The following is a 26658-nucleotide window of genomic DNA, read 5'->3' as shown; positions in this document are numbered from 1 at the left end:
AGGAAAAAGTTCCGGATCACGTACCTTCATTATCGGCAGAAAACTAGATTTTCATAATGCCGCCTGTACTAGCAGATGTTACGAGTTTAGAATAGCGAGCCAGATAGCCAGTTTTCACTTTTGGCTCGAAGCCTTTCCATTCCGCTTTACGACGTGCCCATTCGTCTTCTGGTACGTCTACATCCATACGACGTGCCGCAATGTCGATCACAACATGGTCGCCATCTTGTACGAATGCGAGCGGTCCACCTTCAGCTGCTTCTGGAGAAGCATGACCGATTGAGAGACCACGGGATGCGCCAGAGAAACGTCCGTCTGTTACAAGCGCAACTTTCGGGCCGAGGCCCATGCCGACGATTTGCGACGTTGGTGCCAGCATTTCCGGCATACCTGGTCCGCCTTTTGGACCTTCGTAGCGGATGATGACGACATGGCCTTCTTTTACACGCCCTGCAGAAATACCTTCCAGTGCTTCTTCTTGCGAGTCAAATACGATGGCTGGACCTTCATGGCGCGTGATGCCGCCTTGAACGCCGCCTGTTTTGATGATCGCACCGTCTGGAGCGAGGTTGCCGAACAGAACAGCCAGACCGCCAGTTTCGCTGTATGGCTTATCAAGCGGGTAGATAACATTGTGGTCGGTAACATCGTGTCCCGCTACGTTTTCCCCGAGTGTTTTGCCAGTAACGGTCATTGTGTCGAGATGGATGGCACCTTCTTTTTTCGAGAGCTCATTCAGGACAGCAGATACGCCACCTGCTGCGTGCAAATCTTCGATATGCCAGTCTGATGCCGGAGCGAGCTTGGACAGATGTGGCACGCGTGCTGCTACTTCATTAATGCGCTCAAGTGGGTATTCTACCCCTGCTTCGTTAGCGAGAGCGAGTGTATGGAGCACGGTATTCGTTGAACCGCCAAGTGCCATATCGAGCGCGAATGCGTTGTCGATTGCTTTTTCGGTTACGATATCACGTGGTTTGATGTCTTTGTCGATCAGTTCAAGCAATTGTTTCGCCGCTTTCTTAGCCAATTCTTTACGCTCTGGAGAAGTAGCCAGAATCGTACCATTGCCCGGGAGTGCGAGGCCGAGTGCTTCGGCGAGACAGTTCATTGAGTTAGCGGTAAACATACCGGAACAGGAGCCGCACGTTGGGCAGCCGTACTGTTCAAGTTCTTGCAGCCCTTTGTCGTCAAGTTTGCCGGCCTGGTACGCGCCTACACCTTCAAATACGGAAGAAAGCGAGATTTTGCGTCCATCGCTTGTTTTACCAGCTGCCATTGGACCACCACTGACCATGATCGTTGGAATGTTCAGACGAAGCGCTGCCATCATCATCCCTGGCGTGATCTTGTCACAGTTCGGAATGCAGATCATGCCGTCAAACCAGTGTGCCGCTACTACGGTTTCAACAGAATCCGCGATAATTTCACGGCTTGGCAGCGAATAACGCATGCCGATATGGCCCATCGCAATGCCATCATCTACGCCGATTGTATTAAATTCAAATGGAACGCCACCTGCTTCACGAATTGCTTCTTTTACGACTTTTCCGAATTCTTGAAGGTGAACGTGGCCCGGAATGATATCAATATATGAATTGCACACCGCAATAAATGGTTTATCGAAATCTTCATCTTTTACACCGGCTGCACGGAGCAGGCTGCGGTGCGGCGCACGGTCAAACCCTTTTTTAATCATGTTGCTGCGTAACTCTGCCACGATAAATCCCTCCACATTACTAAAACTTTTTTAAATTTCAATTATTGTACCACTATTGTGAACTATCCGCCACCTACGCTTCGCTTAGAGGTGGGGGCTTCTAAGGTAATCACACCTACTGGTACGAAATGCACTTAGCTATCGAGCCTGTTCCATGCTCTGTATATGATTATGCTAATCGTCGCAGTCCTTCACGCTTGATATTGATCGAGGCGTTCCAGTCCCTGTCTGCTACAAAACCACAATCACAGTGGAATGTACGCTCAGAAAGAAATAGAGACTCCTTTACTTGACCACAACATGAGCAAGTTTTTGATGAGGGAAACCACTTATCTATCTTGATCAGCTTTTTCCCTTGCTCCTCTAACTTATATTTGAGGAGTGTCGTGAACATGCCCCATGCATTGTCCGCAACACTTTTTCCAAAGTTGAGGGCTTGTGACATTCCTTTCATGTTGAGGTCTTCGATCACCACGCAGTCATACTGCTTCGTCAATTTATGCGATTCTTTATGAAGAAAGTCTTTTCGTTGGTTCGCAATTCTTTCGTGTAGCTTGGCTACTTTCAGTCGCTGCTTGTGCCAACGATTAGAACTTTTCTTTCTGCGTGATAAAATACGCTGTTCCTTTGCTAGTTTTTCCAAAGCTTGACGATAGAAGCGAGGGTAATTGGCTGTCTTACCTTCTTCACTCTCGACAAATAAGCCTTTCATGGAAAAATCTAAGCCCACGACAGCTTGTACTTCTTTTTGTGCAGGTTTGTGTTCATATTTGGTAAGAATCGACACATAGTATTTTCCTGTTTTTGTTCGAGAAATCGTACAAGACTTAATGATATGATGCGATGGAATTTCTCGATGCTGTTTGATTTTTACAAGCTTGAGTTTCGGTAATTTGATATAGCCATCCAAAAGCATAATATTACCGTTGACCACGTTAGTTGTATAGGACTGTCTCGCCTTACGATTTTTGAACTTCGGAAATTCCGCACGACCTGAAAAGAAATTTTTGTATGCTTTTTGCAGGTTTAGTTGGGCATTCGCTAATGCAAGGCTATCTACTTCTTTGAGCCATGCAAACTCATCTTTATATTTAGCAGGAGTCGGAAACGGTTGCTGCTTTAGCGTTTCTTTATCGTCCTTGAATTGCTCATACATTTCTTTTCGTTCAGCCAGCATTTTGTTGTAAACGAAACGTACACAACCGAATGTTTTTGCAAGAAAATACTTCTGTTCCTGTGTTGGGTACAAACGGAACTTGTATGCTTTATTTGCCATATCCAATCACCTCATTTCTATAAGGAACGTTCGTTCTATTCTATCATAATTCTGATATCTTTGGCTTACGCCAACCGAAATTCATCTCCCACTTTTCTTCCATCATAAAAAGAGACATTTTCCCTTTCCTGTGGTATAGATAAGTCACCACAACCACCCTACCAGAGGAGGAAACGAAAAATGTCTCATGCCACCATCTTATCAAACTTCTTAACTTGATGGCTATGGGGACAGCCTCTGTCCTCAGATCGCCCTTATGTGTTCATCTCTTTTCAAAGAAAAGACCGCCTGTTAAATGGCGGTCAAATTGCTGTATTTCTGCACATACGGGAAAAAGCGTGCATGTAGTGGCAGAATGAAATCCGTCTCGGCGGTCTCATGGATGCCGGATCGATTATAAATACGAATTTTTTCTGCCCGGATCTTGTAGTAGTCGGCTACCAGATAGGTCGGAACTTTTTCGACCGAGTTGCCTGGCGTTGGCAGCAACATGCTTTTGCTAGGCACTTCATGCGGCAGTATGCTAATAATGTCGGCAAATAAAATCTGATACGTACAATGCGGACGCTGCAAAATAATTTCTTTTGTTGTGACGCGACAGCTATGATTTCTTAGCGTTTGGGAAAGCAAGAGCGTTCCTTCCATCTCTTTCACATGAATGAAATCAGGATTCATAGTACCATGCCTCCTTATCGTACATACGGATGTATTCCATAATAGGATAGTCGCATGTACATGTAACTAGAAATGATTAGTCTGTTTCCCAGTGGATCGTGTGCTTTCCTTGTTCTACATGATTGAAGGAAAATGTCATCGTATACGACCCTTTTTTGTTCATATGTACAATGTAGCCATCTTGATAGGAACCAGGCTGAAACGTTTTGGTCAGGACTGGTGTTCCCGCTGGATCGGTGACAATGAGTGACATCGTCCCTTTTTTAAAACTCAATTCTTCGATCTGTATGGCAAGCGTTGTGTCCATGTCAATAGTAAACGATTTATCTATTGTTTTGTTATAGGTAGAATATGAACCGATTAATTCTTTTTCACCGAGCGCTTCTACAGTTTGGGTACTATATTCCTTACACCCGGCGGTAAGAAGTAGGCAAGCAAGTAGGAACAGGAAAACAGTCATGCGAGGTATTTTCATCGTCTATCAGCCTCCATCTGTTACGAATGATAAAATACATCAAGCAGGTTAGATAGCCAAACTTCCCAATCAATTCGTGTCGTTCCGATTACATAAGGAGCAAGGTTTTCCGGGAAAGCAGGTAGTTGAGTTGCTTGTCCACCGATGCTGATGACGAGAGTGGGGTAGGCTTTCCAAAGGTCATGAACACGTTGCGACAGTTGTGAGAGATTTTCTTCTATTGTAACAGATAGACAGACAGCATGAGGTTGAATTGCAGTCAGGATGGTGTGTAATTCTTCTCCCGGCATGATGATATCGTGTAGCACAGATTCCATATCCCACAAGGTCAGGCATAAATCAAGAAAATGGTGAGCTTCTGATTCGTTAAACGCAAGTAGGGCCTCGATTAGTTCGTGTTGTTTGCGTGTGATCAGCGGGTGCTCAGTGTGAGCAGCATGTTTGGATCGGAGAGCTGGTTTACGTGGATGATGCATCTCTCCATTTTTGAGCAGATCGACAGCTTTACTAATATGAAGTCCTTTGTCCACTTGTTCCTTGAGCCAGCGCAGCAACGTCTTCCTCGGTGTATAATCGATGTCCGGATTCAGTGCGCTGCGGCTCAATGATTCCGTAGCGTCGTTCCCAGGCACGAAGTGTATGTGTTGTAATTCTCACAATGGTAGAAACCGCTTTAATATTATACTTGCCCTGTATATGTTTCATACAAAAGACCGTTCTTTTATGCTTAACTTTACTTAAAAATTTTTTGTACGTTCATTATACACAAAAAGAATTCGAGGAAAAAATGGCCCAATTTCACTCATATACCAGGAGGAGATAGGAAAAGCAAGTAAAGGCATGCTACAATAATATAGCAACACATCGTACAGTGCTGTGGGGAAAGGAAGAGAACAGAACAGTGAAAAACTGGATAGAGCGATTTAAAAAGTGGTTTCAAATAGATGAAGAAGAAGTTGAAACAGAAGAATTCAGAAGAGAGACGGACGCGCCGTCTTCCGTGCCGATTGCCAATCGTAATCTGACCATCCGTACGGCTACGATTTATCCGAAGAACAAAGGAGGGCGCTACTCATCGGATTCTCGGCGCGAACATCCGCAGATAGAAGAGCAAGGTGGGACGCAGCAGACGCGTCGTAATGAAGCGTTTCGTTTTCCGCTGATTCCGGATGAGCCGAAACAGGCTGAGTCAGTGCAGGAAAAATCGGCACGCCGTCCGGTTTCTTCAAGTTCCACATCTCGTCCGTCTGTGGAACCGCAAAAACAGGCAGATACGCAGACGCCGAACCGTTCCGTTGTCAAGCGGGAGGAGAGGCGACCGTTCCGACCGACCGAAGTGATCTCCCCTGTATATGGGCGCCGCAGACCGGATCAATCAGAAGAAGAGACCGAGCGCTGGAAGCCGACGGCGCTCACTCCGTCACTTCGGCATCCGATGTCATTCAAGGAGACGCCGCTTGAGCCTACTTCAAATCGTACGCCACCGGCCATAGAGCACCCGACTGAGCCGGAGCACAAGAGCGCCTCAATGCCGGTGCAGACTGGGAATGTTGAGCGTGAGCTTGCCCCTACTACAGAAATAGTAGCAGCGTCGGTTCCAGAGCCAGAGATGCCAACAGTGGAAACGAAGTCGAAAACGCCTGTAGCAGCAGCTCCAGACGTGCGAATTACATATGTAGCGCCACCTACACCGATAGAACAAGCATCTGTATCTGCTGAGATCGTCGTACAATCATTACCGATAACTCCTGAGCCAGAGGAAGAGATGAGTACTATCCTGCCTGCTGTTCCTGAGATTTCGATAGTGATACCGGAGAAGAAAGAAGCGCCGGCCATACAGCCTTTTGTGCCGGAGAGAACGGTTTCGTCGCCACAGGTTTTGGAATCACCTCTGCATCCGGCACATCAGGAGACACTTGTCTATGATAAACCGTCACTTGCACTGCTAGCTGCGGTTCCGGACGCAGAGCCGCATGATACGGCGTTTGTGTATCATCAACAGGATGTGTTGGCGCGTACACTGGCTAATTTCAATGTGAACGCTGAAGTAATTGGAGCTGTGCAAGGACCGACCGTGACACGTTATGAGATTCAGCCTGCTCCGGGTGTAAAGGTGAACAAAATTACCAATCTGATCGACGATATTAAGCTGAGCTTAGCCGCCCGTGATATTCGGATTGAAGCACCAATTCCAGGCCGTTCGGCAGTCGGGATCGAAGTACCGAATGCGCATAGTATGCCGGTCTACCTGCGTTCCATTCTGGAGACACCGGTGTTCCAGGAGCCGGAAGCACCGCTTACGGTGGCGCTTGGCGTCGACATCGGTGGGGAACCTGTTGTGGTAGATCTTGCTAAAATGCCACACGGTCTTATTGCAGGAGCTACGGGTTCCGGTAAAAGTGTATGTATCAACTCCATTATTGTCAGCCTGTTGTATAAGGCGACACCGCAGGAAGTACGTCTTTTGCTCATTGACCCGAAAATGGTCGAGCTCGCACCGTACAACCGTCTGCCGCACCTGATTACACCGGTTGTAACCGATCCGAAGCAGGCGACTGCGGCGCTGAAGTGGGCGGTACAGGAGATGGATAGCCGTTACGAAAAGTTGGCAGAAGCGGGTGCTCGTGATATGAAGCGCTACAATGAATTGATGCGCCGCAACTATCCAGACCAGCCGGATCTTGTGCTGCCGAGTATTGTCATTATTATTGACGAGTTGGCGGATCTGATGATGGTGGCACCAGGGGATGTAGAAGAATCGATCTGCCGCATCGCTCAGAAAGCACGCGCCTGCGGCATTCACCTGCTCGTTGCAACGCAGCGACCGTCCGTCGATGTTATTACCGGGCTAATCAAAGCGAATATTCCAACTCGCGTAGCATTCTCGGTATCGTCGCAGACTGATTCGCGTACGATTCTTGATATGGGGGGAGCCGAGCGTCTGCTAGGTCGCGGCGATATGTTATATTCAAGTGGTAGTTCAAAACCACAGCGTCTACAGGGACCATATGTATCGGATGAAGAAATTGAAATGGTCACTGAATACGTACGCAGCCAGGGTGAACCGCAGTATTTGTTTGAGAAAGAAGATTTGAACCATGCGGTGATGAATGAGAATCTGGATGAGTTGTTTGCGGAAGTGGTGAGGTTCTGTGTGGAGAATGGACAGGCATCAGCTTCCCTATTGCAGCGCAACTTCCAGATTGGGTATAACCGGGCGGCACGCCTGATCGATATGATGGAGGAGAAAGGGTTTATTTCTGGCTATACCGGAAGCAGCAAGCCACGAGATGTGTTCTTGAGCCGAAGTGAGTATAACCAGTTGTTTGAAAGTGGGGAGTTGGAGTAAAGGGAGAGAAGAGAGAAAATATGAGAACGGGGGAAAGGATGGAAAAGACGAACGAATTTTCCATCCTTTTCGTCTTGAGGGGGATGGCTATTTTTAATGTTAGTGATACATGTCTAATACAAAATACATATAGCTAAACACAACAAGTAGAGAAATCAGGAAGTGATACGGCTGCTTTATAATCTTCAAACCAAATGGACCAAGCACACGAAAAACGGCATCCTCTGTTTTATGTCCGAAGATAATCGTAATAATAAGAAGTGGAATCGCACTTTTCCACCCGTAGTTATTCATAAGATACATCATTGCTGTCATCAATAAAGGAAAGAAAATACAAGTATGCAGTAACTGACCTAAAGTATCGCGTCTACGCTCACTCTTTTCTTGTAGATTTTGATACCATTTTGTTATTACCTTCACGATCTCACCTAACCATCCTTCTATTTTCTATATTTTTCATACATCTACTTTGCAATGCTTTTTCCTCTTTTGTAACATAAAGGTATTCGAAAAAGCCTTACATGTTTTTCGTGATCGTTCTTCTGGCTCTGGTCACAATCCGCTTTGTTTCCTTTATATCAGAAGTTCTTAGCCATTCGTCACAAAGAACGCTGACCCATTCAGGATGTGATTTGCTGGCATCATTTAACCAATTGCCGACCGAATCTTGAACATACTTTTTCGGGTCAGATTTTACATGTTCTAATAATGATATCGCCAAATCAGGGCATTGTTTTAATTGAGTAATATGTTTACACCAAACTCCTCTGGGACGTGTTGATTCAATAGCAAACCTCCTGATGTTCTCATCATCTTCGACAGTCCATTTTTCTAAAATAGCGATGGACTCTGTTAACTCTTGTGTAATCGATTCTCGCACTGCCATCCAGGCAATCTCTCTTACACCAAAATGTTTATCCGCAGCAAAGGGTTTAATTTGCGAAAGCTTTTCAGTAATAGATAGATCACGGTTTAATCCAATTACATAGGCTGCCCAGCAGCGAACGCTATCTGATCTATGCATGGCAAGCGGAAGGAAATAAGCAGAATAATCTTCTTCACTTTTTCTGCTAAGTATTTCGAGTAGCTTCCCTCCGATAGTCGGGATAATTTTCATTATTGTCTTTTCTTTTAAGTTATTGACTGTATTTGATATTTCATCTATGTAATTCTGTAAACAAATTTCAGGAAGAGTGTTGTGTAGCAGAGAGATATGATTAACAGCTAACCATTCCGTCAGATTTACACTTTCAATTTTCCCCATATTTAATAGATTTACTACCTCGGAGGGGATGTTCGAAATTTTATTTGCTCCCTTTCGATTTAAAATTGTTTCTGAAATTTTTTCTTGGTAATGTTGGTTTTTCATATGAAAAATCCTACCTTTTTATGGATTAGTAAGCATTATAGAAACGTTCGTTCGCTATTTAGTGTAATCCATAAGATGGGTTTTTGAAAGTTTTTCTTTTGTAACGAGAATGAATGAAAATTCGGTTATACCTAATTGATCATCTTTTCTTACACGCTTCATTAGTCCGAGGTCCCCGAATTCGATTAGATTGTACTCATTCTCTGATACAAGTAACTCACGGATTTTTTTCTTTATTTCGTCGCCTGCTATTCCCATAGCAGAAGCCGTTATTTCTGCTGCTCTAATCGCTTCTTCTAATGTTGTATCTGTTAATTCACCTGAAAAGTATGTAGTAGCACATATGATAGTCACTTTATTTTTCTTATTAGGCGTAATAATGAATCTTTGGTATGTATTTACTGAATTAGCAGAGGAGATAACTTTTCCTTCCTTATCATTTTTCATTGGTGTAAATGACCATTCACCTGCTTTGATCTCGGGATTCGTATTCTTCCCTTTGTAGTGTGATGATGGATTGGAAAGTCTGTTTTTTACTTCATTTACTGAGTATGTAAACCCTGCTTGATGTAGTTTGGCTTCACTAGCTGTAATTGATTTTTCTGGTTCTTGTGTATTTACAACTTCTTTTTCTTGTTGATTACAGACTGTTAAAAAAACCATACATACTAGGGTAAATAAGAAAATGTATTTTTTCATAACCGCCACCTATTTTTTCTGTATTTTACATGAAAAAATACTCCCATTAAGAGAGTATCGAATATGGAGTAATCTTGTTATTATTCGTATGGCCTAACAATCTTGCCGGTTAGTGCATCTACGTATTCAACAAAAGATTCAGTTTGTGGCGCGTAAACCAAAATTGGTTTTTCTGCCTTCTGGTCAAAATAATGAGGCCATACATATTGGAGCTGTAGTGGATGATGATCCAGATATGATTTGACAGCTTCTTCTTTAGTAATTCGTTTGCTCGCGTCTGGTAACTCCGAGTTTATCAAAGGTGGTAAGGAAACTTGTTCAACAGCACCTGTACCAAGATTGACCCATACATCAATTGAACGGGTCATAATCGGAATATTATCATGCAACTCCCGAAAGCTTACTAATAGAATATTGTTTTTGGGAATGTTGTTTTTATCTACCCAATGTGGATAATTCTCTTCTGTATAATCGACCTGAACTTCTTTTGCATAAGTTGGTAGGTACTTCTTAATCTTGTCCAGTGCTTGGGCAGCGGCTTTATCCCGAGGTATCTTTTCTTCCCCTTTCATTTTGTCAGGATTATGTACAGACAACGCTCCAAATCGTATGACTTCACCTTTATCCGTTGTCTGGACAGCATAGACTAGATTATCTTTCGTTGTCCATTCATATAACTTTGCCTGTTTAATTCCATCTCCATCTTCTCTGTAGGTAAGTCCATCTACTTGAATACCAAGTTCTGATTTTAGTAGTGCAGCAGCTTCTTTAGCATTCGATGCTCGTAAAACTTTACCTTGACCTGTAACAGGCTTACTGATTGTGTGTTGGGTGTATACATTTTCCTCAACAGGCTTACCACTCACTGCATCAATAGGTTTCATTTGATGCTGATACTTTAGTATGGTTCTAATGTTTTTCGGATCGGTTGTTCCACGGACGGTTTCTTCATCCTCGTAATATAAGTTCATAGTGAGAGACTGTAAAAAAGCTTTTTCGGCATCTTCCTTAGACAGGACATTTTTTGCAATAGGAAAGTCTTTTGGGTTAATAGGATCATTATGGTTAAAGTAGTTAACGACTTCCCCGGCTTGATTGACATCGATTTGAAGGAAAAAAGAACTTTTATATGGTATTCCGTTTATAAGTGGAATAAACGTAACGCTTGCATAGGCTGTTACGGACTCTTTTCCATCTCGATCGGTGGTGGTATAACCTCCATTTGTAACATGTGAGACTATATAGTTATTGTTGCTACCATGTATAGCCGTTAAGAATTCTTTTGCCTTTTTAGTTGCCTCTTCATCGGATGGGCGACGTTCTGACTTTTCACCGGGTTTGCTTATCTGAAAATAATGTAAGGTTCCATCTTGTCCAATAATAGCGTGTATCATGTTGGGGTCGTTCTTGAAATCTAAGGAATATTGATTTATCGAAGAAACCGGGTCTTTTGTTTGGGTAATCTTGATGGGTAGTCCTTTCAACTCTGGCTTATATACATACAGCTTATCAAGTGAATCCTTTACGGGCTTGGGCAATTCCTGAATGGATAGTACGTGCTCTGTTTCCATAGAAGCAGATGGTTCGCGTACTTCTGCTAGTACGGCAGGAATCAGAAGTAAATTACTAGCTAATATTGCTGATAACATGAACATCGGTTTTTTCATTGAGCAACCTCCTACATAAAATATGCTTGCATATATATAAGACGCAATCATCAAGAAAAATGTTCCATTTTTTATCCTTGTTTTTACTTTAGATACTTTTATTAGTAAGAAAGCTGTCCCTAAATTCAGGACAGCTTTCTTTGATCTCGTATGCTATGTTATATCCCGATATACCGTGCATACAACGTCCGCGCCATCGAAATATCGTCCGTTCCTTGAATCACCACTCGCCCGTTTGGGAAGATGACAAGCGTATGCTCCCCAACATGAAACCGCAGCAGGAAGCGATTACGTTCAACTTCTCCGAGTGGACGGAACTGCACTTCTAATCGTTCCAGATCAAGCGAGCGCTCTTTTACGGGACTGATCTGGACACTATTACGCCCGCACATTGAGGTAACTGTATCTTCGTCTCCTGTTAGCGTTAAGAAATCAAACTGTTCATGTCCGCATGCCGGGCAGTCCGAATTGCGGGAACCCCCGATATTCATCTGCGTATGAAGATTACGCCACACTTCCATATGTTCGAGATTCGGATTGTAGTTTTTCTCATCCCCAAGCAAAAGCTTTAGTCCTTCCACTGCTTGATACGATGCGACGATATGAATGATCGGACCGATGACGCCTGCCGTGTCACACGTTTCTCCACCTTCTGGCGGATTCGGGAATAGACAGCGCAAGCATGGTGTCTCATGCGGACGAATGGCAGCGAACATGCCTTTAGAGCTGACCGCCCCCCCGTACACCCACGGGATGCGGTGCTTGACGGCGACATCGTTAAGCAAGAAGCGAATTTGAAAATTATCCGTTCCATCTAGAATAAGATCACAGTCTTGCAGCAGTTCTTCGGCGTTGACTGCGGTGACATCAGCGATCATCGGTTCAATAGTGACCTCACTATTAATCTGGTGAAGTTTTTCATAGGCAGCCATTACTTTCGGCAGGTGATTCCGCGCATCGTTCTCGTCGTACAGCATCTGGCGCTGTAGATTGCTCGGCTCCACGAAGTCACGGTCAATGAGACGAACGAAGCCGACGCCTGCTCGTACCATATGATTGGCAAGCACCGTGCCGAGCGCCCCCATGCCGACGACCGCGACCCGACTTTTACTAAGGCGCTCCTGTCCGATGCGTCCGATTGGAGCGAATAATAGTTGTCGTGAGTAGCGTGTGTCCATTTTTGTATCTCCTTAGCTTTTCTATCCAGTGAATGTTTTTAGTGTAGCGTAGGCTTACGCTTGCGGCAAGCATTGAGAACTCTTCTTTTCTGATAGGAGAAATGGTATAGTATTGGTTGTTGTATAAAGAATGGAGTAAGGAGCTGGATGCCTTGTGAATACCCTCGTTGATCGATTCGATCGCGTCCATGATTACTTGCGGATTTCGGTCACAGATCGCTGTAACTTGCGTTGTGTGTACTGTATGCCCGCTGAAGGCATGCAGTTTGAACCACATGAAAAGATTATGAGCTATGAAGAAATAGCTGCGGTGGTGGAAGCTGTAGCCAAAATGGGTGTCCGTAAGTTACGCATTACAGGCGGGGAACCACTTGTGCGCAAAGAAATTGAAAAGTTGATTGGAATGTTGTCCGCAATCCCGGGCATTAATGATATCGCATTAACAACGAATGCAATTTTTCTCGCACAGAAAGCAGAAGCGCTTAAGCAAGCTGGATTGACGCGGGTTAATATCAGTCTTGATTCGTTGCGTACAGACCGTTTTGCCATGATTACGCGAGGTGGGGAGCTTGCGCGTGTGCTAGCAGGAATTGACGAGGCACTGCGCGTCGGTCTTGGTCCCGTGAAGCTGAATGTGGTACTCATGCAGGGGCAGAATGATGATGAGATCGCAGACTTTATTCGTCTTTCTATGGATAAGCCACTACAGGTGCGCTTTATTGAATACATGCCGATTGGACATAATGACGATAGCTGGCGTACGAGCTATTTGTCGCTTCAGACGGTGTTTGACTGCGTAGCAGAGATGGGACTCACGTATGAGCAAGTCGAGAATGTATACGGCAACGGTCCGGCAGAAAATTACCGCATCCCGGGAGCGGCAGGCACATTTGGGTTGATTCATCCCGTAAGCGACCACTTTTGTGGGAACTGCAACCGTCTGCGTATGACAGCAGATGGTCACATTAAATCATGTTTATACTGGGATGACGAATGGAATGTGCGCCCTCTTGTCGGAGATGAGAAAGCGATTCAGGACGTATTCGTTCGCTCCATTAATACGAAGCCGGAAAACCATGAGATGGCACTGGCATTAAATCAGGAGACGCAGTCGCACAAGCCGACAGTACGGCGCATGTCGCAAATAGGGGGCTAATGATGAGTGAGGAGTTAACACATTTTAATGAACAAAACCGCGCTCGCATGGTAGATATTACGGAAAAACAGGTCACACACCGGACTGCTGTTGTGCACAGCCGTGTGATTATGAAGCCGGAGACGCTTACACGTATTAAGGAAGGGCAGATAAGCAAGGGGGATGTGCTTGCAGTAGCGCAGGTAGCCGGTATTATGGCAGCAAAAAAAACAGCCGATCTCATTCCGATGTGCCATCCGCTTCCGCTGACTGGAGTCGATATTCAGTTCACCGATAACGGAGTGGACACACTGCAAATCGAAGCAACGGCGAAAACAAAAGGAATGACTGGAGTCGAGATGGAAGCTCTGACTGCTGCTTCCGTTACAGCACTTACGGTGTATGACATGTGCAAAGCGATGGATAAGGAAATGATCATCGGTCCGACATACCTTGTAGCCAAGGAAGGTGGAAAAAGTGGTACCTTTGTGAACGATATTGAAGTGTTAATTGAAGCGAAAAAATGAAAAAACCCCGGACTCTCTTACGTAAACATAGAGTTCCGGGGTTAGTTATAAGGGAAGAAACGCGTATAAAGCATAGAGACCTGCTTTTTACGCGTTTTTAATTAAACGATAGAAATATACAATGCCTGCGATCAGACCAAGTTTAAAAATGATAAACATAACTACAAACATGTTCATGTCGTATGAGTTCTCCTTTATTGTTTTGACTTTTTCCTTTGTCTTATGCTTTCAAAATTACTATATTTCTGCCGCAGTCGGAATAGGGGAGTTCCCTTATTCCGACCGCTGTAAAAGCGAAAGTGTGCCAAACGTGTGAATGGACGAATCATATATGATTTTGTGAAAAATAGATTGAAATCATATATGATTTTGTATATGATTAAGGCATGAAAAAGAATACGATGAGCAAAACACAGTATGCGTACAACTCGATTCGTTCTGGAATTCTCGAAGGAACATACGGTCCTGGTCATCGGCTTGTGATTGACCAGATCGCGAAAGACCTCGGATTAAGCATTATACCAGTGAGGGAGGCGATTCGACAGTTAGAGTCTGATGGACTTATCCAGTATAAGCCGTATAGTGGAGCGATCGTCAGCACAATCAATGAGAAAGAATACATTGAAACGCTATCTGTCTGGGCAGTTCTGGAGGGATATGCAACATCTCTTAGCGCGCAGTATCTTATAGAAGCGGATTTGACCAGACTCGAAACGTTGAATGAACAGATGAATGAGGCACTGAACGACTTTGAATTTGAAGTGTTCGGGAATTTGAACCAGGAATTCCATCGGGTTATTTGTGACAAATGCCAGAATGATTATGTGCGAGATGAGATTCAACGAGTGGCTAACCGGATGGACACATTGCGTCGCTCTGCTTTTACATTTGTCCCTCAGCGTATGCGCCGCTCTATCGAGGAGCATCGGCATATTATTCAACTGCTGCGAGAGAAAGCGAGTCCTTCCAAGATTGAAGAAGTAGTTCGAAAGCATAAGATGAATACGGTTCGCGCTTTTCAGAACCGACAGGAAACGTCAGAGAAAAAGACAACAGATATAAGCATGCCATAAAAAAATAAATTTTTTTCAGATTAAATATCTGAAAATATAATATTTTATAATAATATATGATTATAGGAGGTTCTATACATGTACCAAGAAGCAAAACAAAAACTTCGAGGATCTATTGCACCGATCGTGACACCATTTGATGAAAAAATGAATGTGGACTACGATGCAATCAAAAGCCTGATCGAATGGCACATTGAAAGCGGCAGCCATGGAATTTCTGTAACAGGAACAACTGGTGAACCGAGTTCGCTTACCATCGAGGAGCGGGAGCAGGTTATGGAGACGGCGATCAAGACGGCTGCAGGACGTGTACCTGTTGTTCCGGGAACAGGCTCGACCAATCATGCCGAAGCGCTGCATTTGACGAAGCGTGCACAGGAGATGGGAGCGGATGCTGCCATGGTTATCGTGCCGTATTACAACAAGCCGAACCAGCAGGCGCTGTATAACCATTTCAAAATTATCGCGAACTCGGTTGATATTCCGGTTATTATCTACAATATTCCGGGACGTACCGCTACAAACCTAGAAGTGAAAACGCTTGCGCGCCTGTCAGAAGACTGCAAAAACATCATTGGTGTGAAAGAATCGAATAAAGACTTTGAGCATATCAATCGGGTACTGCTTAACTGTGGCCGTGATTTCCTGCTGTATTCAGGGATTGAACTTCTTTGCTATCCGATGCTCGCCATTGGAGGAGCGGGACATGTAAGCGCTACGGCTAATGTTGCTCCGAAGGAAGTGGCAGATATCTATAATTTGTGGGCTGCGGGAGATGTAGAAGCGGCGATTGACCTGCACTACAAGCTTATGCCGCTCAATGATGTATTGTTTAAAGACACGAATCCAGGACCGTTAAAAGCAGCGATGGGCATGATGGGCAAGATTAATCCGGCTTTGCGCCTGCCGATGGGACCGCCATCTAATGCTCTACAGGAGGAGATTCGCCAGACGCTAGTAGGGTATGGGATGCTGAACGAGAAAGTAGGAGCGGAATAAGCCTATGAGCACATACAACATTGAGCGTGTTCTTCATTATATAGACGGCCAATTTGTCGAGGGGCTAGCAGGCAAGAGCTTCACGAATATCAGCCCGTTTAATAATCAGCCAATCAACGAGGTAGCAGAAGGGTTCCGGGAAGATATTGATCGGGCTGTTCAGGCAGCACGGCGGGCGTTTGATGAAGGGCCGTGGCGTACGATGAGTGTGGAAAAACGTCTCGGTTATATCATCAGAATTGCTGAATTAATCGAAGCGAATGCAGAAGAACTGTCGTATTTGGAATCGCTTGATACAGGGCTTCCAGTCAGTCAGACCAAGAAGCAGGCGGCTCGTGCGGCGGAGAACTTCCGCTTTTATGCGGAGATGGTCAAAAGCCGCATGATTGGAGAGGCGTATCAAGTAGACCAATCGTTCATTAACTACACCATTCATAAACCGGTGGGCGTGGCAGGTCTCATCACGCCATGGAATGCACCGTTCATGTTGGAGACATGGAAAGTCGCACCCGCGCTTGCAACCGGTAATACGTGCGTGCTCAAACCGGCGGAATGGTCACCGCTTACGGCGAATAAGCTAGCGCACATTATAGATGAAGCCGGGCTTCCGTCAGGTGTATTTAATATCGTGCATGGGTTCGGTGAGACAGCAGGTGCATCACTTGTGGCGCACCCGGATGTTCAACTGATCTCATTTACTGGTGAGACCACAACCGGTTCAGAAATTATTAAAAACAGTGCTGATACATTAAAACGCTGCTCGATGGAACTTGGTGGTAAGTCTCCAGCTATTGTATTTGAAGATGCGGATATCGAAAGTGCGCTGGATGCGGTCGTTTGGGGGATATTCTCTTTTAATGGTGAACGGTGTACCGCAAACTCCCGCTTGTTTCTTCACGAATCGATTCATGACACGTTCGTTGATGCGCTTAAAGAGCGGATAGCAAACATCGTAGTCGGTGATCCAATGGAGAAAGAGACAGAAGTAGGACCGCTCATTCATCGCAAACACTGGGAGAATGTCATGAACTATATCGCCATTGCCCAGACAGAAGGGGCAGAAGTTGTAAGCGGATACATCCCAGAAACATATAAAGAGGGGAACTATGTAGCACCGACACTTCTGTTAGGCTGCACAAATGACATGCGCGTAGCCAGGGAAGAGATCTTCGGACCTGTAATGGCCGTTATGAAATTTACGACTGAAGAAGACGTGCTTCGTATGGCAAATGATAGTAAATACGGGCTGGCGGCGTATATCTGGACGAACGATATTAAGCGAGGCCACCGGATGGCTCAAGGAATAGAAAGCGGCATGGTATGGCTGAATTCACAAAATGTGCGCGATCTTCGTATTCCGTTCGGAGGATCCAAATCAAGCGGGATCGGGCGAGAAGGAGGACATTACAGCTTCGAATTCTATACCGAAACACAGGTTGTTCACGTAGCGACAGGCGATCATCATATTCCACAGTTCGGCAAAAAACCGCGTACGGGTGCAAAGGAGCAAACATATGGCCCAGTTTGATATTATTCGGCTTGCTCATGCAGAATTTTACGTAACAGATCTGGAAAAAGCACGTGACTTTTATGTGGGTGGACTCGGTTTCATTGAAACCGAGTCAGATGCCAATCATATATATTTGCGTGCATTAGAAGACGCGAACCATCATTGTCTCATTCTGACGAAAGCAGATGAGGCAAGCTTGCATCATATTTCGTATCGCGTCGGTTCGGAAGACGAGCTGGATCGTCTGGCACAGCTTTTCCTGGAGAATAATCTGCCATTGCGCTGGCTGGCAAAGGATGAAGAGCGAGGGCAGGGACGAGCGATTCGGATTCAAGATCCGTCTGGCATACCTGTTGAGTTCTTTTGTGAGATGGAGAAAGTGGAGCGGATGCTGCAGAAGTTCACCCATCACCGGGCCGCGCGTGTGAAGCGGATTGACCATGCAAACTGCCTTGTGACCGACATCAACATGATTAATGGCTGGTATATGAACAATCTGGGCTTCCGCTGTTCGGAGTATACCGTAACGGGAGCAGCAGAAGAAGAGACATTATGGGCCTCCTGGTTGCACCGCAAACCGAGCGTGCATGATCTTGCCCTCATTAGTGAGAGCGGCCCACGTTTGCATCATATTGGTTTTTGGATTGACGATGCGAAAACGATTCTTGATGCGTGTGATCATTTGGCGGCGGCCGGATATTCGGCCAATATTGAGCGCAGCCCGGGGCGTCACGGTACGTCTAATGCTTTTTTTGTTTATGTGCGTGATCCGGACGGGCATCGCATTGAATTGTACACCGGAGATTACTTCACGAATGACCCGGATTGGGAGCCTGTAAAGTGGCATCTCAGTGATCCGCAGCGGGCAACATTCTGGGGAACAGAACCACCTTATAGCTGGAAAACAGAAGCCATGCCTGTGCAGCACATTCTAACAGGAGAATTGATGGAGATCACAGAACCGCTGCTGCACAGCAATCATAAAAAATAAAAGAGAAGAAAAGGGGAATTTATCACATGAAGAAATGGCCTTTAGTAGTATGCAGTTTGTTCCTGGCTTCCTCCATCACAGCCTGTTCAAGTAAAGGAACAGAAACAAAACCAGCATCCGGTGATGCAAAAGCGGGCGATACGATCAAAATTGGCGGTGTATTCTCCGCATCTGGCAGTGCAAGTTCACTCGGCAAGCCGGAGATGGATACGATTAAGATGATGGCAGACAAAGTAAACGCAGAAGGCGGCATTAATGGTCGGAAAATTGAAGTTGTGGCGTATGATGACAAGTCTGACCAGAATGAAGCCGTTATTGCGGTGAAGAAGTTAATCGAGCAGGACAAAGTAGTAGCTGTTATTGGCGGAACAATATCCGGTAACTCGCTTGCGATGATTCCGCAGGTAGAAAAATCAAAAATTCCATACATTTCCCTCGCGGCGAGCAAGAAAGTTAACAAGCCGGTGAAAAAGTATGTATTTAAAACGGCTCAGGGCGACGATGTTGTAGTGCCGCGTGTAGTCGAATATTTGAAAGCGAACAAGCTGACAAAAGTAGCATGGCTCGGTGTAGATAATCCGTTCGGTTCTAGCGGGGAAGAAGAATTCGTGGCACTGGCGAAAACAGCCGGTATCGAAATTGTAAGCAGAGAAGTATTTGAAGCCACCGTTAATGATGCGAAACCGATGCTGACGCGTGTGAAGCAGGCGAATCCGCAGGCTGTCGTAATCTGGGGAACGGCGCAGGAATCAGCAGTTGTAACGAAGAACGTCCGCGAGTTGGGCATGAAGATGCCGATTGTTGAATCACATGGCATCGCTAACAACAAATTCATCGAGCTGGCAGGTCCAGCTGCCAACGGTGTTATCCTTCCGGCAGGTCGTTTGCTTGTAGCCGATCAAATACCGGCTGATAGCAAGCAAAAGTCGATTTTAGATTCTTACAACAAGCTGTTCACCGAAAAACACAGCTATTCGCCAGGTACATTCGGCGGTCACGCATGGGATGCGTTTGAAATTCTCACAAATGCGCTGAAGACAGCAGGAGACGATCCGGAGAAGATTGTTGCTGCGATCGAAGGTACAAAAGAGTTTATTGGGGTAACGGGCACATTCAATATGTCAGCACAAGATCATAACGGTCTGAAGTCTGACTCCCTGGCGATTATTGAAATCAAAGACGGCAAGTGGACATTGAAAGAGAACTAATAGAGGCAGGCTGATTCCGGCATCCGCTTTCCGGTGGAGCGGGGGTCGGCCTTCCTTTCTTTTCAATAACATTTCGGTAAAAAACAATACAGGGGAGTGATACAGCGTGGAGTCCCTTAGCCAGATCGTTCAGCTTATTTTTTCAGGATTGACGATTGGAAGCATATACGCACTAATCGCGATGGGTTTTGTCATTACGTATAACATTACCGGTGTACTCAACTTCGCGCAGGGGGAGTTTGCGATGCTTGGTGCTCTCGTATGCGTTTCAGCGGTCGGGGCTGGATTACCGTACGGAGTCGCAATCATCATAAGCATTCTCGTTGTCGTGCTAATCGCGGGTTTATTTGAGCGGATAGCGATTTATCCGGCTCGTCATTCGAGTGTACCAACTCTTATCATTATTACGATCGGTGTTGCCATTGCATTTCGTGGGATCGCGTTATTTATCTGGGGCACAGAGCCACATATGTTACGTCCACTTACGGACGGTCAGCCCTTCTCGATTAGCGGTGCGATTATTCAGCAGCAAAGTGTGTGGGCGATAGGTGTCTCCCTCTTAAGCCTTGTGGCCATGTATTTGTTTTTCGAAAAAACATTTGTCGGCAAGGCGGTTATTGCTTGTGTTGTGAATCGGTTTGCCGCCAGACTGATGGGCATCCGGCCGGAAAAAATGTCGTTTCTGTCTATCAGTGTGAGCGGCGGACTTGGTGCGATTGCGGGCATTATTATCGCACCGATCTCCGGCGCTTCTTACAATATGGGTCTGATGCTTGGAATGAAGGCGTTTATTGCAGCGGTGATTGGTGGGCTTTCCAATGCTCCCGCAGCCATTCTTGGTGCGATGATTATTGGATTATTAGAATCTTTTACAGAAGGATTGTGGACGACTGGCTTCAAAGATGCGGTCAGCTTTGGGGTACTGCTGCTCGTTTTGTTTCTTCTGCCGAACGGAATTTTTGCCAAATCGTCTGGAAAACGGGTGTAAGGGGGCACATGTATGAAAACGGGAATTGATTTACTGTACAATCGAAGTCTTAAGGGCCCGCTCCTGCTGCTCGCGATCCTTCTCGTTCTTCCGATTGTCATTCCATCGCCATACGTTCATGGCATGATGGTACTAGTCGGCCTGTATACGATTGTGGGGACGGGATTATCGATGCTGATGGGGTATGCCGGGCAGATTTCGCTCGGCCATGCGGCGTTTTATGGAATGGGAGCCTATATGTCAGCGATCTGTACGGTGAAGCTGGGCTGGCCGGCTCTGGCTGGTATTCTGGCTGGTATCCTGGTAGCAATTGTGATCGCTTACATCATAGGTGTACCGGCATTGAAGCTGACAGAGCATTACCTTGGACTGGCGACACTTGGATTTGGTGTGATTATTTTTATCTTTTTCAAGCAGCTTAAGAGTGTGACAGGAGGGCTGGATGGGTTTTCTGGTATTCCGGCATTGAATGTGTTTGGCATAGAGTTTGTGACGGATATGGACTATTACTATTTGGTCTGGCCGCTTGTACTTTGTGGCATTTTGTTTGCACGTAATGTCATTCAATCACGTGTTGGCCGGGCGCTTCGTTCGATTCACGGCAGTGAAGTGGCGTCGAATGCAATCGGGGTAAATAGCCAGACGTATAAATTGCAAGTTTTTATGATGAGTGCCGCATATGCGGCTGTTGCAGGCAGTCTGTACGCTCACTATATTACATTTATTAGTCCACAGTTGTTTGAAGCGACAGCATCGATTAATTTTTTGATCATGGTTATTATTGGCGGAGTGGCGAATATATGGGGGCCGCTTGTCGGAGCCATGGCGTTCGTCTTTTTAAGCGAAGGATTAAAAGAAGTGATCCCGATGGTCATAAGCAATGCAGGTGGGGAATTCGAGATTGTATTCTTCGGTATCTTGCTTGTTGCGCTTCTCATCTATATGCCAGAAGGTCTGCTACCATCTCTGCAGAAGCTCGTAGGCAAGCAATTTGGTACGAAGAAAGCGAAACCGGTAGCGGCAACTCCTGTAGTCACCGCTTCAGCCGAACAGGCAGAGACACCGGTACGGATGGCAGGAGGAGATAAGTAATGACAGCACCTATACTCTTGGAAGTGGATAACATAACGAAAAGCTTCGGGGGCGTTACAGCTGTTCATGACGTGTCATTTGCCATGCATACGCAGCAGATCGTAGCCGTTATCGGCCCGAATGGAGCGGGTAAGACGACGCTGTTTAATATGATTACGGCATTAATGCCGCCAACAACGGGCTCGATTCGATTCCAGGGACAGGAGCTTGCAGGCAAAAAGCCGCATCAGATCGCGAAACTCGGCATTACTCGTACCTTTCAAAATTTACAGGTTTTTAATAATATGACGGTCATTGAAAATGTGATGACCGGCATGCACCTGCGGACGGGTACGGGCCTGCTTGGAGCGGGGTTTCGCTTGCCTGGTGTCGGACGGGAAGAAAGGCGAATGGTAGAGAAGGCGCTCGGCTACTTAGAGGCGGTAGGGTTGCTTCCATACGCATATGAGAGTGCGGCTCTGCTGCCATATGGCAACCAGCGTCTGCTTGAAATTGCACGTGCCGCAGCCGCGGAGCCGAAGCTCATTTTGCTTGATGAACCGATGGCTGGACTGAATCCGGAAGAATCGCGTGAGCTTGTGAATGTCATCTTGAAAATGCGCGAACAGGGCATGACGTTCCTCTTTGTCGAACATGACATGGAGACGGTCATGGCGGTAGCTGACAATATTGTTGTACTTGATTATGGCGGCAAGATTGCAGAGGGAAAACCGGAGGAAATCTACAACAATCCGAAGGTAATTGCTGCTTACCTGGGAGAAGAAGAGGATGAAGAGGAGGAGATGCCATGCTGAGCGTAAACGGTCTCCATACGTATCACGGCTATTTGCATGTCTTAAATGGGATTTCCTTCTCACTTGAAAAAGGGGAAATTTTTGCGATTGTTGGATCGAACGGAGCTGGAAAAAGCACATTACTTGGAACAATCGCGGGAGTTTACACTCCCAAAGAAGGGAAAATTATGTTTGAAGGCGAAAACATTAGTGGTATAAGGGCCGAGAGTGTTGTAAAGAAAGGGATTGCACTCGTTCCCGAACGCCGACAAATATTTGACTCTCTTTCTGTAAAAGATAATCTTATGCTAGGATCGTACCATCGATTTCGTCAGGAACATCGCCAGGTTATGCGGGATTATGAAAAAGTACTCGATGTATTCCCACGCCTGAAATCAATGCTTGACCGTCCGGGTGGGCTTTTAAGTGGGGGAGAGCAACAGATGGTAGCGATCGCGCGCGGCCTGATGGCCAATCCGAAGTTGATTATGCTTGATGAACCATCTCTGGGCTTAGCCCCGCTTATTGTCAAAGGGATTATGGAAATGTTACGGCAGCTAAAAGACGAATTTGGTACGACCGTTATTTTGGTAGAGCAAAACGTCAAAGCTGCCTTAGGGATTGCTGATCATGCCTGTGTGCTTGAACGTGGCCAGATCGTCATTGGTGGAACCGCTCGTGAAGTTGCCGCGAATCCGGAAGTGCGTGCCGCTTACCTTGGCAAAGGAAAAAAAGCGATGTAGGGGGAAATGAATATGGCAGGTAAACAAGAGATTCCAACAGCATTAACCGAACAGCAGATGGAGCTATTCAACGGTGAAACATTGGTGCTTTTAAGCACGGTCGACGCAGAGACGAGTGTACCAAATGTAAATGCAATTTCGTGGGTGAAGGCAGCGGCGGCTGACCGTGTACGTTTCTCGGTAACGAATTCATCCCGAATCGTGGCGAACGTAAAGGCGAATCCAAACGTAACGTTATGTGTGATCGGACTGGGTACGGTGTATTCTATCGCCGGAAGCTGCACCATTCTGGAAGACAAGATGGAAGGCGTGGCGATGCCATTATCCAACATCGAGGTTGCGATCAAAGGTGTGTACGAAACGATGTTCTGGGGCGCAAAAATCACCCAGGAGCCGGTGTTTGAGAAAACGTATGATTTGGAAAAAGCGAAGGCGCTTGACGAACAAGTATATGCAGCGATGCTGAAATAGTAGGAAGGGCGAAGCCACATGGTTTCGTCCTTTTTTTGTGTGTCAGAAGAGGGAGAAAAGGGAACACCATCTAGTGTAGCCTAGACGTATTTTGGAAAGGAGACGATAAGCATGACAAGCATGAACAAACCAGAGAACACAGTTGTCCCTTCGACACAGCCTTCTCAAGAAGGATATCTACAGCCGGACCTTCAGACGCAGATGAAGCCACAGCCTGCGGCAGAATGTACATCATACCAAGCAGCTGGAAAGCTGAAAGGAAAAGTAGCTCTTATTACCGGTGGTGACAGCGGCATTGGGCGCGCAGTGGCCATCGCGTATGCAAAAGAAGGAGCAGAGGTTGCCATTTTATATCTTGAAGCGCATGAGGATGCGGAACAAACGAAACAGTTCGTCGAAAAAGAAGGGGTGCGCTGCTTGCTCATTGCCGGAGACGTGGGTGATGAGCACGTGTGCGAGGATGCTGTACAAAAAGCTGTGAGTGAATTTGGTCGTCTTGACATTCTTGTGAATAATGCGGGTGAGCAGCATGTGCAGGATGGGATTGAAAACATTACGTCCGAACAGTTGCATCGTACATTTCAGACGAACATTTTCTCCATGTTCTATTTGACAAAAGCAGCGCTCCCTCATCTTAAACTGGGCAGCACAATTATCAATACGACATCCATTACAGCGTACAAAGGACATCCTGTACTGATTGATTATGCTTCAAGTAAAGGGGCTATCGTATCTTTTACACGATCTCTGTCTCAATCTCTTGTGGAAAAAGGCATTCGCGTCAATGCTGTTGCGCCAGGCCCGATCTGGACACCACTTATCCCGGCTACCTTCCCACAGGAGATGGTGGCGCAGTTCGGCAAGAATACGCCGATGAAGCGCCCAGGACAGCCAGATGAATTGGCACCAAGCTATGTGTTTCTTGCTTCAGAGGATGCATCCTATATTACCGGCCAGGTCATTCATGTAAATGGGGGAACCGTGCTGAATGGATAAAATGGCCGGACAGAAGAACTGGTAAAATCCGAACACCCTGCCTTTCCCTGTGGAAAGTAGGGTGTTCGGATTTTTTCTTATTTTTAGAAAAAATTGAAACAATTTCTTGTGAATTTCGTCATACATAGTGTAATGGAAAAAATACAAGGGGAGAGTGTGTGAATGGGAAAACGTGAACAGCAGCGATGGACCCGAGTAGTCATCGCAGGTGTCATTCTAGCAGGGGGAATGCTGCCGTATAATGTTATGGCACAGGAAGTAAAAGCAGACAGCGCTTCTGTCTCTACAGCACGAGAAACCGATACAGCTATTAAACGGGAGCAGGCTATACAGAAAGCGAAACAAATTGTTTCGATACCTGATTCTTACAAGGAAGAGCGCGTGGAGCTTGACACCAACAATTATACGAAGCGAACCCAGTGGAATTTGTCATGGCAATCTAACGCACCGGAGGAACAAGGCGGGATTACGGTATCAATTGATGCAAGTGACGGAACGCTTGTGAGCATTCAGCGCTGGTCTTCTCAGGACGGACAGGCAAGTCCTCTCCCTCCAACATGGGACTATGAAAAAGTAATCGAGGATGCTCGCTCCCTTGTAAAAAAACAATACGGATCATACGCCAGCAATCTACGGCTTAATGCAGAGTCGGAGAAGCAATTCCGTAGTAATACAGGGGGGCAGTTTTTTGACCAATCCCTCTATTTTGAGCGGATCGAAGATGGGGTTCCGGTAGTAAATCAGGGATTGCGCCTTTCATATGATCGCAAAGGAAACGTTCGATATCTGGATTTCTCCTGGGATAAAAAGCTTGCCTTCGAAAAAGGACAGGTAAAGTCAAAGGAAGAAATCTTGAAGAACTATACAGATAAGCTGCAAATGGAGGTGGCTTATTTACCAAATACGGATCGTCCAAATGGTAAAGTAGAGCTAGCTTATGTCCCGTCTGTCCAGTTGACGGATTCTTTCTATGGCACGCTTCCGACGGCTGTGATTGATGCTAGAACAGGTAAACCGCTTGATATTAACACAGGGTTGGAATCGGGATATACGATCCAAAGCGCTACTCCGTTGTCTTCTACTTCCGTATCGGTGCCTACTAATTTGAAGCTTGATGCAGATCAGGCAATCGCAAGGGCGCGCCAGATGGTACAGGTGGATGATAAGATGGAAGTGCAAAATAAAAGCTACCGGGAAGAAACGATGCCATATAAGCGCAAAATATGGGACATCTCCTGGCAAGCAAAAGACGGTATGTCTAAATATACAGGTGCAACGGTAGATGCTGAGACAGGCGAAGTGATCAGAACGAATGTATACGGCATGTCGTACGACATGAAAATGAGAGAGAACGCCGCAATCAAGGTAAATGTGACACAGCAACAGGCGCAAGCGAAAGCGGAAGAGTATGTGCGTCGTGCGGTTCCAGGTCGCCTGTCAAGCTTGTATACAGCGAGTGTTACACCGAATCTGTACAATAATGATCCAGACAAAATTTTGAACTACTCGGTAACGTTCATGCGTAAAGAAAAAGATGTCCGTGTCATCGGCGAAGGAGCATGGGTTACGATTGATGCCGAGACAGGGGATGTTACCGATTACAATCTCAATGGATTTAAGCAGCCGCTTCCGGAAATAAAAAATGTAATTTCTGCCCAACAGGCAAAGGAGAAGGTTGTGGGTTTTCTGAAAGCGGAATTGAACTATCTAGCGCCAAATCCATATAACCCATCAGATGGGAAAA

At 45.8% G+C, this 26658-nt stretch carries 26 protein-coding genes (1 of these 26 only partly in view); 15 read left to right on the top strand and 11 right to left on the bottom strand.

From position 1 onward, the window contains the following. Positions 1-43: 43 nt before the first annotated feature. The 6 genes from ilvD to CB4_RS22080 form a co-directional block, all read right to left on the bottom strand. Positions 44-1720 carry a dihydroxy-acid dehydratase gene (gene ilvD, locus CB4_RS17685; protein WP_096467062.1) on the bottom strand — a complete coding sequence of 559 codons (1677 nt, stop codon included), beginning with the start codon at positions 1718-1720 and terminating at the stop codon, positions 44-46. A gap of 169 nt (positions 1721-1889) precedes the next feature. Continuing rightward, positions 1890-3002 (bottom strand): RNA-guided endonuclease TnpB family protein, encoded by a 1113-nt coding sequence (locus tag CB4_RS17680; RefSeq protein WP_197703127.1) that lies wholly within the window; start codon positions 3000-3002, stop codon positions 1890-1892. Between the two features lie 285 nt (positions 3003-3287). Next, complete coding sequence (locus tag CB4_RS17675) at positions 3288-3671, bottom strand: hypothetical protein (protein ID WP_096467060.1); 384 nt, start codon at positions 3669-3671, stop codon at positions 3288-3290. Between the two features lie 76 nt (positions 3672-3747). Next, positions 3748-4146 (bottom strand): hypothetical protein, encoded by a 399-nt coding sequence (locus tag CB4_RS17670; protein ID WP_096467059.1) that lies wholly within the window; start codon positions 4144-4146, stop codon positions 3748-3750. A 20-nt stretch (positions 4147-4166) separates the two neighbouring features. Further along, on the bottom strand, positions 4167-4676 hold the full coding sequence (locus tag CB4_RS17665) for a hypothetical protein (RefSeq protein ID WP_096467058.1): 510 nt from the start codon (positions 4674-4676) through the stop codon (positions 4167-4169). Then, entirely contained in the window at positions 4654-4851 is a 198-nt protein-coding gene (locus CB4_RS22080; RefSeq protein ID WP_096467057.1) for a MerR family transcriptional regulator, read from the bottom strand. The genes CB4_RS17665 and CB4_RS22080 overlap by 23 nt, the downstream gene beginning before the upstream one ends. Before the next feature lie 196 nt (positions 4852-5047). Here CB4_RS22080 and CB4_RS17655 point away from each other — a divergent pair, with 196 nt between their 5' ends. After that, positions 5048-7495 carry a DNA translocase FtsK gene (locus CB4_RS17655; RefSeq protein WP_231956062.1) on the top strand — a complete coding sequence of 816 codons (2448 nt, stop codon included), beginning with the start codon at positions 5048-5050 and terminating at the stop codon, positions 7493-7495. A gap of 99 nt (positions 7496-7594) precedes the next feature. Here the strand turns inward: CB4_RS17655 and CB4_RS17650 are convergent, their stop codons facing one another. The 5 genes from CB4_RS17650 to CB4_RS17630 all read right to left on the bottom strand — a co-directional run bounded on the left by CB4_RS17650 (position 7595) and on the right by CB4_RS17630 (position 12408). Then, a complete protein-coding gene (locus tag CB4_RS17650) occupies positions 7595-7810 on the bottom strand; it encodes a hypothetical protein (protein ID WP_231956061.1) in 216 nt (71 codons plus the stop codon). A 202-nt stretch (positions 7811-8012) separates the two neighbouring features. Next, positions 8013-8864, bottom strand: a complete 852-nt coding sequence (locus tag CB4_RS17645; RefSeq protein WP_096467055.1) for a DNA alkylation repair protein — start codon at positions 8862-8864, stop codon at positions 8013-8015. 54 nt (positions 8865-8918) lie between these two features. Further along, positions 8919-9563 carry a hypothetical protein gene (locus CB4_RS17640; protein WP_096467054.1) on the bottom strand — a complete coding sequence of 215 codons (645 nt, stop codon included), beginning with the start codon at positions 9561-9563 and terminating at the stop codon, positions 8919-8921. An 80-nt stretch (positions 9564-9643) separates the two neighbouring features. Next, positions 9644-11230 (bottom strand): YcdB/YcdC domain-containing protein, encoded by a 1587-nt coding sequence (locus CB4_RS17635; protein ID WP_096467053.1) that lies wholly within the window; start codon positions 11228-11230, stop codon positions 9644-9646. A 158-nt stretch (positions 11231-11388) separates the two neighbouring features. Beyond that, complete coding sequence (locus CB4_RS17630) at positions 11389-12408, bottom strand: ThiF family adenylyltransferase (RefSeq protein WP_096467052.1); 1020 nt, start codon at positions 12406-12408, stop codon at positions 11389-11391. A 154-nt stretch (positions 12409-12562) separates the two neighbouring features. Here CB4_RS17630 and moaA point away from each other — a divergent pair, with 154 nt between their 5' ends. The 14 genes from moaA to CB4_RS17560 all read left to right on the top strand — a co-directional run. Then, positions 12563-13564, top strand: a complete 1002-nt coding sequence (moaA, locus tag CB4_RS17625; protein ID WP_096467051.1) for a GTP 3',8-cyclase MoaA — start codon at positions 12563-12565, stop codon at positions 13562-13564. 2 nt (positions 13565-13566) lie between these two features. Next, positions 13567-14070 carry a cyclic pyranopterin monophosphate synthase MoaC gene (gene moaC / locus CB4_RS17620; protein ID WP_096467050.1) on the top strand — a complete coding sequence of 168 codons (504 nt, stop codon included), beginning with the start codon at positions 13567-13569 and terminating at the stop codon, positions 14068-14070. Positions 14071-14456: 386 nt separating this feature from the next. Beyond that, a complete protein-coding gene (locus CB4_RS17615; RefSeq protein ID WP_096467049.1) occupies positions 14457-15143 on the top strand; it encodes a GntR family transcriptional regulator in 687 nt (228 codons plus the stop codon). Between the two features lie 78 nt (positions 15144-15221). Continuing rightward, on the top strand, positions 15222-16142 hold the full coding sequence (hpaI, locus tag CB4_RS17610; RefSeq protein ID WP_096467048.1) for a 2,4-dihydroxyhept-2-ene-1,7-dioic acid aldolase: 921 nt from the start codon (positions 15222-15224) through the stop codon (positions 16140-16142). A gap of 4 nt (positions 16143-16146) precedes the next feature. Then, positions 16147-17670, top strand: coding sequence for a 5-carboxymethyl-2-hydroxymuconate semialdehyde dehydrogenase (gene hpaE, locus CB4_RS17605; RefSeq protein WP_096467047.1), 1524 nt, complete (start codon positions 16147-16149; stop codon positions 17668-17670). Then, complete coding sequence (gene hpaD / locus CB4_RS17600; protein WP_096467046.1) at positions 17657-18643, top strand: 3,4-dihydroxyphenylacetate 2,3-dioxygenase; 987 nt, start codon at positions 17657-17659, stop codon at positions 18641-18643. Before hpaE ends, hpaD begins: the two co-directional genes overlap by 14 nt. A gap of 26 nt (positions 18644-18669) precedes the next feature. Further along, positions 18670-19851 carry an ABC transporter substrate-binding protein gene (locus CB4_RS17595; RefSeq protein WP_096467045.1) on the top strand — a complete coding sequence of 394 codons (1182 nt, stop codon included), beginning with the start codon at positions 18670-18672 and terminating at the stop codon, positions 19849-19851. Between the two features lie 106 nt (positions 19852-19957). Further along, complete coding sequence (locus tag CB4_RS17590) at positions 19958-20839, top strand: branched-chain amino acid ABC transporter permease (RefSeq protein WP_096467044.1); 882 nt, start codon at positions 19958-19960, stop codon at positions 20837-20839. Positions 20840-20851: 12 nt separating this feature from the next. Next, entirely contained in the window at positions 20852-21931 is a 1080-nt protein-coding gene (locus tag CB4_RS17585; protein ID WP_096467043.1) for a branched-chain amino acid ABC transporter permease, read from the top strand. Continuing rightward, positions 21931-22725, top strand: coding sequence for an ABC transporter ATP-binding protein (locus CB4_RS17580; protein WP_096467042.1), 795 nt, complete (start codon positions 21931-21933; stop codon positions 22723-22725). The genes CB4_RS17585 and CB4_RS17580 overlap by 1 nt, the downstream gene beginning before the upstream one ends. Beyond that, positions 22719-23447: an ABC transporter ATP-binding protein gene (locus CB4_RS17575; protein ID WP_096467041.1), complete on the top strand. Its 729-nt coding sequence runs from the start codon at positions 22719-22721 to the stop codon at positions 23445-23447. Before CB4_RS17580 ends, CB4_RS17575 begins: the two co-directional genes overlap by 7 nt. Before the next feature lie 12 nt (positions 23448-23459). Beyond that, a complete protein-coding gene (locus CB4_RS17570) occupies positions 23460-23918 on the top strand; it encodes a pyridoxamine 5'-phosphate oxidase family protein (protein WP_096467040.1) in 459 nt (152 codons plus the stop codon). 111 nt (positions 23919-24029) lie between these two features. Continuing rightward, a complete protein-coding gene (locus CB4_RS17565; RefSeq protein ID WP_096467039.1) occupies positions 24030-24914 on the top strand; it encodes an SDR family oxidoreductase in 885 nt (294 codons plus the stop codon). Between the two features lie 162 nt (positions 24915-25076). Further along, positions 25077-26658, top strand: partial view of a YcdB/YcdC domain-containing protein gene (locus CB4_RS17560; protein ID WP_096467038.1) — the 5' portion only. The gene runs 698 nt beyond the window's last position; 1582 of the gene's 2280 nt are visible here — the first part of the coding sequence; its start codon is at positions 25077-25079; its stop codon lies beyond the right edge, outside the window.

The sequence above is a fragment of the Aneurinibacillus soli genome (assembly GCF_002355375.1).
In the GTDB taxonomy this organism is placed as follows: Bacteria; Bacillota; Bacilli; order Aneurinibacillales; family Aneurinibacillaceae; genus Aneurinibacillus; species Aneurinibacillus soli.
This window is presented reverse-complemented; position numbering and strand designations above follow the sequence as displayed.